The sequence below is a fragment of the Ramlibacter sp. genome, from assembly GCF_029866045.1.
Taxonomy (GTDB): domain Bacteria; phylum Pseudomonadota; class Gammaproteobacteria; order Burkholderiales; family Burkholderiaceae_C; genus Ramlibacter.
In genome coordinates this window covers 1-11,885 of record NZ_JARXAB010000069.1, presented here as the reverse complement: position 1 = coordinate 11,885, position 11,885 = coordinate 1, and the positions used below count along the sequence as shown (strand labels likewise).

The 11,885-nt window shown below is 67.7% G+C and carries 10 protein-coding genes; all 10 read left to right on the top strand.

What is annotated here, in order from left to right:
- Positions 1 to 1,182: 3-hydroxyacyl-CoA dehydrogenase (locus QE494_RS07995; RefSeq protein WP_300042401.1), on the top strand; the 1,182-nt coding region annotated here is incomplete at its 5' end.
- A 20-nt stretch (positions 1,183 to 1,202) separates the two neighbouring features.
- The gene (locus QE494_RS07990) at positions 1,203 to 2,378 is read left to right on the top strand and encodes an acetyl-CoA C-acyltransferase (RefSeq protein ID WP_300042400.1); all 1,176 of its coding nucleotides are present in this window, start codon (positions 1,203 to 1,205) and stop codon (positions 2,376 to 2,378) included.
- Between the two features lie 99 nt (positions 2,379 to 2,477).
- Positions 2,478 to 4,334, top strand: coding sequence for an acyl-CoA dehydrogenase (locus tag QE494_RS07985; RefSeq protein ID WP_300042399.1), 1,857 nt, complete (start codon positions 2,478 to 2,480; stop codon positions 4,332 to 4,334).
- 69 nt (positions 4,335 to 4,403) lie between these two features.
- Positions 4,404 to 5,435 carry an NAD-dependent epimerase gene (locus QE494_RS07980; RefSeq protein WP_300042398.1) on the top strand — a complete coding sequence of 344 codons (1,032 nt, stop codon included), beginning with the start codon at positions 4,404 to 4,406 and terminating at the stop codon, positions 5,433 to 5,435.
- Between the two features lie 83 nt (positions 5,436 to 5,518).
- Positions 5,519 to 6,859 carry a UDP-glucose/GDP-mannose dehydrogenase family protein gene (locus QE494_RS07975; protein ID WP_300042395.1) on the top strand — a complete coding sequence of 447 codons (1,341 nt, stop codon included), beginning with the start codon at positions 5,519 to 5,521 and terminating at the stop codon, positions 6,857 to 6,859.
- Positions 6,860 to 6,920: 61 nt separating this feature from the next.
- Positions 6,921 to 7,832 carry a phosphatase PAP2 family protein gene (locus tag QE494_RS07970; RefSeq protein ID WP_300042394.1) on the top strand — a complete coding sequence of 304 codons (912 nt, stop codon included), beginning with the start codon at positions 6,921 to 6,923 and terminating at the stop codon, positions 7,830 to 7,832.
- Positions 7,829 to 8,749, top strand: a complete 921-nt coding sequence (locus QE494_RS07965) for a lysylphosphatidylglycerol synthase domain-containing protein (protein WP_300042393.1) — start codon at positions 7,829 to 7,831, stop codon at positions 8,747 to 8,749. The genes QE494_RS07970 and QE494_RS07965 overlap by 4 nt, the downstream gene beginning before the upstream one ends.
- A gap of 5 nt (positions 8,750 to 8,754) precedes the next feature.
- Positions 8,755 to 9,912: a glycosyltransferase family 2 protein gene (locus QE494_RS07960; protein ID WP_300042392.1), complete on the top strand. Its 1,158-nt coding sequence runs from the start codon at positions 8,755 to 8,757 to the stop codon at positions 9,910 to 9,912.
- Positions 9,905 to 11,590, top strand: a complete 1,686-nt coding sequence (locus QE494_RS07955; RefSeq protein WP_300042391.1) for a glycosyltransferase family 39 protein — start codon at positions 9,905 to 9,907, stop codon at positions 11,588 to 11,590. The genes QE494_RS07960 and QE494_RS07955 overlap by 8 nt, the downstream gene beginning before the upstream one ends.
- Positions 11,587 to 11,885, top strand: a 299-nt coding sequence (locus tag QE494_RS07950) for a hypothetical protein (protein ID WP_300042390.1), incomplete at its 3' end; no start/stop codon positions are given. The genes QE494_RS07955 and QE494_RS07950, both read left to right, overlap by 4 nt.

Genomic DNA, 11,885 nt, shown 5'->3' with positions numbered 1-11,885 from the left:
ACCATGGGCGGTGGCATCTCGATGAACTTCCTGAACGCGGGCATCCCGGTCAAGATGCTCGAAATGAAGCAAGACGCGCTGGACCGTGGCGTGGCCACCATCCGCAAGAACTACGAAGCCCAGGTCAAAAAGGGCAAGCTCAAGCAGGACAAGTACGAAGAGCTAATGGCGCTTCTCACCACCACCTTGGCTTATGAAGACATCGGCAGCGCCGACCTGGTGATCGAGGCGGTTTTCGAGGAAATGGGCGTCAAGCAAAAGGTCTTCGAAGCGCTCGACAAGGTGATGAAGCCCGGTGCCATCCTGGCGTCCAACACCTCCACCCTGGACGTGAACCAGATCGCTTCCTTCACCCAGCGCCCCCAGGATGTGGTCGGCCTGCACTTTTTCAGCCCGGCCAACGTGATGAAGCTGCTGGAAGTGGTGCGCGGCGCCCAGACCGCCAAGGACGTGATGGCCACGGTGATGGCCCTGGCCAAAAAGATCAAGAAGACTGCGGTCGTCTCTGGCGTGTGCGACGGCTTCATTGGCAACCGCATGATCGAGCAGTACAGCCGCCAAGCCGGCTTCCTGCTTGACGAAGGCTGCAGCCCGCAGCAGGTGGACAAGGCGGTCGAGAAGTTCGGCTTTGCCATGGGCCCTTTCCGCATGGGCGACTTGGCCGGCAACGACATCGGCTGGGCGATTCGCAAGCGCCGCGCCGTCGAAAAACCTGGCCTCAAGTACAGCGCCAGCGCCGACAAGCTGTGCGAGTTGGGGCGCTACGGTCAGAAAACCGGCGCCGGCTGGTACGACTACCAGGCCGGCAAACGCGACGCTATTCCCTCACCGGTGGTGACCGCGCTGGTCGATGAGCACCGCAAGGCCCTGGGCATTACAGCGCGCAAGATTTCCGACGAAGAGATCGTCCAGCGCCTGGTGTTCTCACTGGTCAACGAAGCCGCGCACATTCTGGAAGAAGGCATTGCCGCCCGCGCCAGCGACATCGACATGGTCTACCTCACCGGATACGGCTTCCCGATCCACCGTGGTGGCCCGATGCTCTATGCCGACCAGTTTGGCCTCTTCAACGTGGTCCAGGCCATGAAGCGCTTCCAGAAGAATCCGCTGGACGACGCCAAGTTCTGGGAACCTGCACCGCTCCTGGCCAAGCTGGCCGCCGAGAGCAAGACCTTCAACTGAACTTCACCAGGACGAACACCATGTCCCGAGCCGTCATCGTCTCCACTGCCCGCACCCCTCTGGCCAAAAGCTGGAAGGGCGCCTTCAACATGACCCACGGCGCCACCCTCGGCGGCCATGCGGTCAAGCACGCCCTCGAACGCGCCGGTGTCCCCGGCGACGCGGTCGAGGACGTGATCATGGGTTGCGCCTCGCCCGAAGGCGCTACCGGCGCCAACATTGCCCGCCAGATCGCGCTCATGGCCGACTTGCCGGTGAGCGTGTCGGGCCTGACCGTCAACCGCTTTTGCTCCTCGGGTCTGCAGACCATCGCCCTGGCCGCCCAGCGGGTGATTGCCGGTGAGGCCGAGGTTTATGTGGCCGGTGGGGTGGAAAGTATCTCCTGCGTGCAGCAGGAAATGAACCAGCACATGCTGCGAGACCTCGACTTGAACAAGAAAAAGCCCGAGATCTATTGGTCCATGCTGCAAACGGCCGAACAGGTGGCCCAGCGTTACAACATCGGCCGCGAGGCGATGGACGAATATGGCGCCGGCAGCCAGCAAAAGGCCTGCGCCGCCCAGGCCGCTGGCAAGTTCAACGACGAGATCGCGCCGATCACCGTCACCGCCGGCGTGGCCGACAAGGTGATGGGCCTCATGACCAAAAAGGTCACGGTGAGCGTGGACGAGGGCCTGCGCGAGGGCACCACGGTAGAAGCCATCTCTGGCCTGCGCTCGGCCCTGCCGGGTGGCTTGGTCTCGGCTGGCAACGCCAGCCAGTTCTCCGACGGCGCCGGTGCCTGCGTGGTGGTGAGCGAGGCGTACGCCGCCCGCAACAACTTGAAGCCCCTGGGTCGCTTCCTGGGCTTTGCCGTCGCCGGCTGTGAGCCCGACGAGATGGGCATCGGCCCGGTGTTCGCGGTGCCCAAGGTGCTGAAGAACCTGGGTCTCAAGGTCTCCGACATCGACCTGTGGGAGCTCAATGAAGCCTTCGCGGTGCAAGTGCTGTATTGCCGTGACAAGCTGGGCATCCCGGCCGATCGCCTCAACGTCAATGGCGGCGCGATCGCGGTGGGGCATCCCTATGGCGTTTCGGGCCAGCGCCTGACCGGCCATGCGCTGATTGAAGGCAAGCGGCGCGGCGCCAAGCGGGTGGCGGTGACCATGTGCATTGGCGGCGGCATGGGCGCGGCGGGCATTTTCGAAGTCCTCTGATTTCGCTGCCCCCGGGCCGCCGCCCGCGCTGCACCTTGCCGGAGGTCAGCGTAGGTCGGCGGCCTCTTTGTTTGAGAACCTGTTTTTGGGATCACGGCCATGTCCTTGCGCTCCACCGTCGACTTCCTGCTCCATGACTGGCTTGCGGCCGGTGAGCTCTCCGCTCGCCCACGCTTTGCCGACCATTCGCGCGAGACCTTCGACGCGGTGCTCGAGACCTGCGAGCGCATTGCGCGCGAGAAGTACGCGCCCTTCAACCGCCTGGTCGACACCGAAGAGCCGCGCTTCGACGGTGAGAAGGTGATCCTGCCGGCGGCAACGAAGCAAGCCTGGGACGCCTACGCCGAGTCGGGCATGTTGAGTGCTGCCCAGGACTACGCGGTGGGCGGCATGCAGCTGCCCTATCTGGTCGAGGCGGCGGCAGGGGTGTTCTTTGGCACCGCGTCCATCAGCATTGGCGGCGGCTTGCTCACCGTCGGCAATGCCAATCTGCTGATGGCGCATGGCACGCCGCTACAAAAAGAGGTGTTTGCCGCCAACGAATTCAACGGCCGCTTCTCCGGCACCATGTGCCTGTCGGAGCCGCAGGCCGGCTCGTCCCTCTCGGACATTGCCACCCGTGCGGTGCCCGATGGCGAGGGGTTTGAGGCGGACCCTTTGGGCCCGCGCTACCGGCTCAAAGGCAACAAGATGTGGATCTCGGCCGGCGAGCACGAGCTCACCGAGAACATCATCCACCTGGTGTTGGCCAAGATCCCGGGGCCGGACGGCAAGCTGGTGCCGGGGGTCAAGGGCATTTCGCTCTTTATCGTGCCCAAGAAGCTGGTGGACACCGAGGGCCAATTGACTGGCGAGCGCAACGACGTGGCGCTGGCGGGCCTCAACCACAAGCTCGGTTGGCGCGGCACCACCAACACCTTGCTCAATTTCGGCGAGGGCAAGTTTCCGGTGCTGGGACAGCCCGGCGCCGTGGGCTACCTCGTCGGCAAGCCGGGCGAAGGCCTGCGCTGCATGTTCCACATGATGAACGAGGCCCGTATCGGCATCGGCATGGCGGCCACCGCCTTGGGCCTGGCCGGCTACCAGGCCTCGCTCGACTATGCAAAGAACCGGCCCCAGGGCCGCCTGATCGGCCCCAAGCCGGGCAGCGGCGCCAGCGCTGCGGGCAAAGACCCGAATGCGCCGCAGGTGCGCATCATCGAACACGCCGACATCAAGCGGATGCTGCTGGCGCAGAAAAGCTATTGCGAGGGCGCGCTGGCGCTCATGCTCTATTGCGCGCGCCTGGTCGACGAGCAGCACACCGGTTCGCCGGAATCGGCCGACGAGGCCCGCCTGCTGCTGGAGGTGCTCACGCCCATCGCCAAGAGCTGGCCCAGCGAGTTCTGCCTCGAAGCCAATTCGCTCGCCATCCAGATTCACGGTGGTTATGGGTACACCCGTGACTTCCCGGTGGAGCAGTACTGGCGCGACAACCGCCTGAACATGATCCACGAGGGCACCCACGGCATCCAGGCCGCGGACCTGCTGGGGCGCAAGGTGACCATGGAAGGCGGCCGCGGCCTGCAACTGCTGGCAGCGCGGATTCAGGCGACCATTGCCCGCGCCCTGCAAGAGCCCGCCCTGGCTGCACAGGCCAACGCCCTGGCCGGCGCGCTGCAAAAAGTGGGCGCCGCCACCAAGGCCGCCTGGGCTACCGGTGACGCGGGCGACGCCCTGGCCAATGCCGTGCCCTACATGCAGGCCGCCGGTCACCTCGTGCTGGCCTGGACCTGGCTGGAGCTGCTGCTGGTGGGCGAGGGCAGCCAAGGCGCTTCTGCAGGCTTGGCCTTCGAAGGCCGGCGGCGCGCCGCGCAGTATTTCTTTCGCTACGAGCTGCCCAAAATAGATGCCTGGCTGGCTGTGGTTGCCAGCCGCGACCGCACCTGCGCAGACATGCCGGAAGAGGCCTTCTGAGGGGCCGGGCCCAAGGCGGGGCTTTAGAGGGGCGACCGGTAGAATCCGCCCAACTTCGGACAGCCCCCCATGAGAATTCTGGTCACCGGCGCCGCCGGCTTCATCGGCATGCATGTCGCGGAGCGTTTGCTGGCGCGTGGGGACGAGGTCATTGGCCTGGACAACCTGAGCGACTACTACTCGGTCCAGCTCAAGCGGGACCGTCTGGCCCGCCTGCAGTCGCAGCCCCGGTTTCGCTTCGTCAAGGCCGGGGTCGAGGACCGGGCCGCCCTCGACGCGCTTTTCGCAGCCGAGCGGCCCGAGCGGGTGATTCACCTGGCTGCGCAGGCCGGGGTGCGCTACTCACTGCAAAACCCGAAGGCCTATGCTGATTCCAATTTGACCGGCTTCGTGAATGTGCTCGAGGCCTGCCGACACCATGGCGTAGCGCACCTGGCCTACGCCAGCAGTTCCAGCGTCTACGGCGGCAATGCCAAGCTGCCTTTTCAGGAGCAGGACGCGGTCGACCACCCGGTGAGCCTGTACGCCGCCACCAAAAAAGCCAATGAGCTGATGGCTCACACCTACAGCCACCTGTTCGGCCTGCCCACCACCGGCCTGCGTTTCTTCACCGTGTACGGTCCCTGGGGCCGGCCCGACATGGCGCCCATGCTCTTCGCCCGGGCGATGCTGGCTGGCGACCCGATCAACGTCTTCAACGGCGGCAACATGGTGCGCGACTTCACCTATGTGGACGATGTGGCAGAGGCCGTGGTGAGGGTGATCGACAAGCCCGCCACAGCCGACCCGGCCTACGACCGTCTGGCCCCCGATGCAGCCACTGCCGAGGTTCCCTGGCGTGTCTTCAACATCGGCAATGGTCGCCCGACCGACTTGGGAGATTTCATCACCACCCTGGAGCAGGCTCTAGGCGTGCAGGCTCGGCGAGAGTTGAAGCCGATGCAGCCGGGCGACGTGGAGGCCACGGCGGCCGACTGCTCGCGCTTGCAGGCCTGGATCGGCATCAAGCCAGCCACCGACTTGGCCACGGGCATCGGCCGCTTCGCCCATTGGTACCTCAACTACTACCCTTCCAACCCTCCGACCCATGACACCGTCTGAGCGCAGGCCAGCACAGGGCCCCAGTACTGTCATGAAACAGCCGCAGAATCCTTGTGCAACTGCAATATTCCTAGGGAAAACACATGCTTAAGGTTTCCATTTTCGGGGTTGGCTATGTGGGTCTGGTCACCGGTGCCTGCCTGGCCGAGGCGGGCCACGACGTGATGTGCATGGACGTGGACGCGCGCAAGGTCGAGCGCCTGCGTGAGGGCCACATTCCCATTCATGAGCCGGGTCTGGAGCCCATCGTCCGCCGTAACCTGGCAGAAGGCCGCCTGCACTTCACCACCAGCGCCGAAGAGGCCGTCGCCCATGGGCCGCTGCAGTTCATCGCGGTGGGCACGCCGCCTGATCAAGATGGCTCGGCCGACCTGCGCTATGTGCTGGAGGTGGCTGCGTCCATCGCCCGTCACATGGACGGCTACAAGGTGGTGGTCAGCAAGTCCACCGTGCCGGTGGGCACGGGCGACTTGGTGGCCGAGGCCCTGGCCGCGGGCCTGGCGGCCCGCAGCCTCTCGCATGCCTTTGACGTGGTCTCCAACCCGGAGTTCCTCAAGGAGGGCTCGGCTGTCGGCGACTTTCAGAAGCCCGACCGCATCATCATCGGCACCGATTCCGACAGCGCCATCGCCCTCATGCGCGAGCTCTACGAGCCTTTCAACCGCAACCACGAGCGCACCCTGGTCATGGACCGGCGCAGTTCGGAGCTCACGAAGTACGCTGCCAACGCCATGCTGGCCACCCGCATCAGCTTCATGAACGAGGTCGCCAACTTGGCCGAGCGCCTGGGTGCCGACATCGAGCAGGTGCGCAAGGGCATCGGCTCCGACCCGCGCATTGGCTACCAGTTCATTTATCCCGGCTGCGGTTACGGCGGCAGCTGCTTCCCCAAAGACGTGCGGGCCTTGGCCCAGTCGGCCCGCCAGGTGGGCTACCAAGCGGCCCTGCTCGACGCGGTCGAGGCAGTCAATGACCGTCAAAAGGCCACCCTGTTTACCAAGCTGGCCGACACCCTGGGCGGCGAGGTCGCCCTGCGCGGACAGACGGTGGCGGTTTGGGGCCTGGCCTTCAAACCCAATACCGATGACATGCGCGAGGCGCCCAGCCGGGTGCTGATCGAGCGCCTGTGGCAGGCCGGCGCCAAGGTCCAGGCCTTTGACCCGGTGGCCATGGACGAAACCCGGCGGATTTACGGCGAGCGCGCCGACCTGATGCTGGCCCCCGACAAATACGCCGCGCTCGAAGGCGCCGCCGCCCTGGTGATCTGCACCGAGTGGCAGCCGTTTCGAGCGCCCGACTTCGGCGAGATGGCCCAGCGCATGACGCGCCGCCTGATCGTCGACGGCCGCAACCTGTACCTGCCGTCGAAGCTGCAGACCGAGGGCTGGCAGTATCTGTCCGTGGGGCGGACGCCGACCGCATGAGCCGTACGCCTGGACGTCGTCAAGCTTCCACCTGCGGCAGGCCGGCCCTGGGGGGCGGTGCATGAGCCGCTCCGAGCCGGCGATCGGTGATTGGGTGCTCGCACGGGAGACCGGCGTGACGGATGCTGGACGCCGCCGCGCCTTAGGGGTGCTGGCCGCTACCAGCCTGGTGCTGCTGATGGCGGGCGCCGCGATTCAGGGCGGCGCCTGGGACCGTGGCTGGATGCTCGCCTTGGCCGCCGGCCAGGCGCCCTGGCCGGTGCAGATGGTCTGGTCCTGCCTCACCGTTGCCGGCTTCGGCTGGTCCTGCCTCATTGTGTTGCTGGCCGCCGACCGGCGTGACGGCACCCTGGTGGCCCTGATGGGGCCGGTCCTCGTGCTCACTGGCGGCCTGAGCTACAGCCTCAAGCAGTGGCTGGCCACCTTGCGTCCTGCGGGCTCTGATATTGGCGCCTCGCTGGCGGTGATCGGCGAGCGCATTCAGGGCCTGGGTTCCACGCCCTCAGGCCATGCGCTGGCCGCTGCAGCCACCTCGGGTCTGCTGGTGTTCTGGTTCGCGTCCTCGCCCCGTCTGCGGGGGGCCTGCTGGGCGATCGCCCTGGCAGGGGCCGGGGTTGCCATCTCCCGGGTGATGGTCGGCGCGCACTGGCCCTCCGACGTGCTGGTGGGTATGGCCACCGGCCTCGGCATCGTGCTGCTGGTGATGGTGCTGGCGCCGATCGGGCCCTTCGCCGCGGCGCTGGGCCGTCTGGCGCAGGCCAGCGCCACCGCACGTGGTCAGCGCTGGGTGGCGGCGCTGGAGCTGCTCTCGGTGGCGGGGCTGCTCATCACGCCCACCGGCTATCCCCTGGGCTGGCCGATGGAGGTGGCCCTGACCCTGCTTGGCGTGGGCAGCGCCTGGCGCCGTTGGCAGCGCACCCGCCAGACGGCGGAGGTCGCCCAAGGTGAGGTCGGCAAGGGCCCTGCGCCGTGAAGAAATTTCTGCGTGCCGCCCTGGCCCTGGCCCTGCTCGCCGGGGTCTGGTGGTGGCTGCTCCGGCATGCCGACTTGGGCGGGATGGCCGAGCGGATCGCCGAGCTGCCGGCCTGGGCCTGGGCCGCAGCGGGGCTGGGCCTCATGGCCGGACACCTGATGCGAGCGCTGCGCCTGCGGGCCGAGTGGCGCCACCTGGGCGACCCGGGCCTGCCTGCTTGCCTTCGGATGGTGCTGGTGCACAACGCCGCGGTGCTGCTCATTCCCTTGCGTGCAGGGGAGGGCGCCTATGTGTGGATGGTCACCCGCCAGTGGGGCGTGGGCTGGGCTGCGGCGGCGGCCAGCTTGCTGCGCTGGCGGCTGCAAGACCTGCTGGTGCTGTGCGCCGCGGCCCTCCTGCTGCTGATGCCTTGGACCCTCGCCGGGCGGCTGCTGGCGCTGATCGCGCTGCTGCTGTTGGCGGCGAACGCCCTGCCGCCGCTGTGGCCCTGGCTGGCCCGCAAGTCCGGACTGGCTGCCGATGGGGCCCAGCGCCGCGTCCTGCTGCGTGAGCTGTGGCGCGGCACGGGCGCCAGCGTCGCGCTGTGGAGCCTCAAGATCATCGCCAATGGCGGCCTGATCGGCGCGCTCGCCGGGCTGCCGTTGGAGGCTGCTCTGCGCGCCGGCCTCGGCGGCGAGCTGGGCGGTGCGCAGCCGCTGCAGCCGCCGGCCGGCCTGGGCGCTTACGAGGCGGGCGTCTGGCTGGCCGCCCGTCTGCCGGTGGACCGCGCGCCAGAACTGGTGGCCGCAGCACTGGCTGTCCATGCTTTCAGCCTCTGTATTGCACTGGCCGCAGCGGCCCTGGCCCGGGTCGCCATCCCGCCGTCCGCCGGATCCGGGCCCGCTGGGGCAGGGGCCTCCGCCGCCCGGCGACAATAGGGGGGATGAGCCCTCTGACCCCCCGCGCCGAACCCACGCTTTTTCCCGACGACGAATTGCCGGCGCCGGCGCCAGCGGTTGCGCCAGTTGCGCCAGCCCCGTCCCCTGTTGCCACCGCCCCGGTTCCTGTGGCACCTGTCCTGGTGGAGGCTGCCCCATCTGCCCCAGCGGCTGATCCCCTGCCTGCCCACCGGGTCTCGGTCGTCGTCCCCATGTACAACGAGGTCGACAACGCCGCGCCGATGATCAACGCGGTGCAGGCGGCGCTGGCGGACTATCCCTTTCCCTGGGAGCTGATCGTTGTCGACGACGGCAGCACCGACGGCACCGGCCGCGCCCTGGCGGCCCACGCTCGGGTGGTGGGCCCGCATGTGCGGGTGCTTCAACTGGCCCGCAACTTCAAGCAGACCGCCGCCATGCAGGCCGGCATTGATGCCGCCCGGGGTGAAGTCATCGTCACCATGGACGGTGACCTGCAAAACGACCCGCGTGATATTCCCCGCATGGTCGCCCGCCTGCTGCGGGAAGACCTCGACCTGGTGGCCGGTTGGCGTCAGCGCAGGCAGGACGGCTTTTTGCTGCGGCGCCTGCCCTCGATGATCGCCAACCGCCTGATCCGCAAGGTGAGCGGGCTGAACTTCCAAGACTTGGGCTGCAGCCTCAAGGTGTTCCGCGGCGAAGTGCTGCGGCAGGTGCGCCTCTATGGCGAAATGCACCGCTTCATTCCGGCGTGGCTGGCCACCGTGACCAGTCCTTCCCGCATGGCCGAGGAGCCCGTCCAGCACTACGCACGCCAGGCGGGTGTGTCCAAGTACGGCATCTCGCGCACCTTCCGGGTCATGGTCGACTTGCTGGCGGTGCACTTCTTCCTGCGCTTTGGCAGTCGGCCCGGGCATTTCTTTGGTGGGCTGGGTCTGGGCGTGGGCGCGGTGGGCCTGCTGATGCTCACCTACCTGGGGATGGTCAAGCTGCTGGGGGGCTCCATCGGCACCCGGCCCTTGCTCACCCTCGGCTTTTTCCTGGTCATGGGCGGGCTGCAGCTGCTCACCACCGGCGTGCTGGCCGAGCTTTTGATGCGGGTTTATTTCAGCGGCGACCATGCCCGGCCCTACCGGCTGCGCGGCGAGGAGACGCCCGAACCCGACCGCGGCTGGCATGTTTGACGCGGCACCGGTGGCGGATGGCGGGCGGCGGGGGCGCTGGCCGCAGTGGTGGTATGCCGCGCTGCTCCTGGTGCCTCTGCTCTTGGGGCTGGCGGCGACACCCTTGTTCGATGTCGACGAGGGCGCCTTCTCTGAAGCCACCCGGGAGATGGTGGTCAGCGGCGACTGGGGCCACACCACGCTCAATGGCGAGGACCGCTTCGACAAGCCCATCGGGGTCTACTGGCTGCAAGCGGCCAGCGTCACCGTCTTTGGCGCTGGCCCCTTTGCCCTTCGCCTGCCCTCGGCCCTGAGCGGCTGGGTGCTGGCCCTGGCGCTGGCATCGTTTGCCGCGGCGCGCTGGGGGCGGCAGGCGGGCGCATTGGCCGGGGTGATAGCGGTTACCTCGTTTGGGCTGATGGCCATCTTCCGCGCGGCCACGGCGGACGCGCTGCTCAATTTGCTGCTGGTGCTGGCCGGTCTGGACCTGTGGCGCTTCATTGAGTCCGGACACAAGACACCTTTGCGCCGTGCCTATGCCTGGGTGGGGCTGGGCCTGCTGGTCAAGGGACCGGTCGCGGCCCTGGTGCCGGGCGCGGCCTTCCTCGTCTGGGTGCTGAGTAGCCGGCGCTGGGACCGACTGCGGCAAGCAGCGCTCGACGGCTGGGGTTGGTGCCTGCTGCTGGCGATTGCTGCTCCCTGGTATGGCTACGCTCTAAATCGTCACGGCATGGCCTTCGTCGACGGCTTCCTGCTGCGGCACAACCTGCAGCGTTTCTCCGGCCCGATGGAAGGGCATGGTGGGTCGCTGCTCTACTACTTGGCAGCGTTGCCCTTGCTGTCCATGCCTTGGTTGCCGCTGCTGGCGCTGGTGGCGGCGCGGGCCCGTCGCGCCTGGCGGGAGCCCCTGCCGCGCTACCTGCTGGGGTGGGGCGGCTTCGTGCTGGTTTTCTTCTCGCTCTCGGGCACCAAGCTGCCGCATTACGTGCTCTATGGTTTTGCGCCTCTGGTCCTGCTGATGGCACGCGAGCTGGCCCAGGGCGGCCCTCGGCTGCGCACCGTCACCTGGGTGTTTGTCCTGACCTGGACGGTCTTCATGGCCTGGCTGCCCTGGCAGGCACAGGCCTCTGCGGCGGGCCTACAAGACCCCTTCTACAAAGCGCTGCTGGCGGGCAGTCCGGCTCCGCAGCCCGGCCTGCCCCTGCTGGTCATGGGACTGATGTTCGTGCTCGTTTTCATGCCCGTCGGGCTTCGGATTGGGCGACTGGTTCTGAGCGCCGGGCGCCCTGCGGCTGCCACAGGTCCCGATGGCAACCCCTTGGCCGAACTACCGTTGTACGGAGGGGAGGCAGCCAAACTGGGCTTGGCCGGTGCCGCGCTGGTGCTGGCCGGTTTCATCGCCAGCTGGGCCGTGCCTTGGTGGGGCGAGGCCTTGCAGGGCCCGGTGCAGCGTGCCGCCTCGGCTGCGGCGGGCGCGCAAAGTGCAAGGCTGGCGGCGGGCTTGCCGGCAGCCACTGTCGTCCAGTACCGGATTCACCAACCCAGCTTCGCAGTTGCCCTTGGGCAGGAGGCCCCTCGCCGCGACCCGGCGCCGGGCGAGATGGCCCTGACCCGGCGCGACCGCATGACGGGCGCCGACAGCCAGCGGCCGGTGCTGTTTGAGGAGCGGGGCCTGGTGCTGCTGGGGCCCGCGCCGTGACCGTTTGGCGCACCCGGCAACAGGAGCGCCTGGCCTTTGCCTGCGCCCTGGCGCTGGCCGTGGCGGTGTTCGAGACCTGGCCCGGCCTCGACCTGTGGGCCAGCGGGCAGTTCTACGTGCAGCAAGCCTTTGAGGGACGCGGCTGGCTCTGGGTTTGGGTGCTCTACGAGTGGAGTCCTACGCTGGCCCGGGCGCTGGTGCTGCTGGCCCTGCTGGCCGTGGGCGTGGCCCTGATTCGGCCCGGACTGCTGCCGCGCCACTGGGTGCGACGGGAGATCGCCCTCTCGCTGGTGGC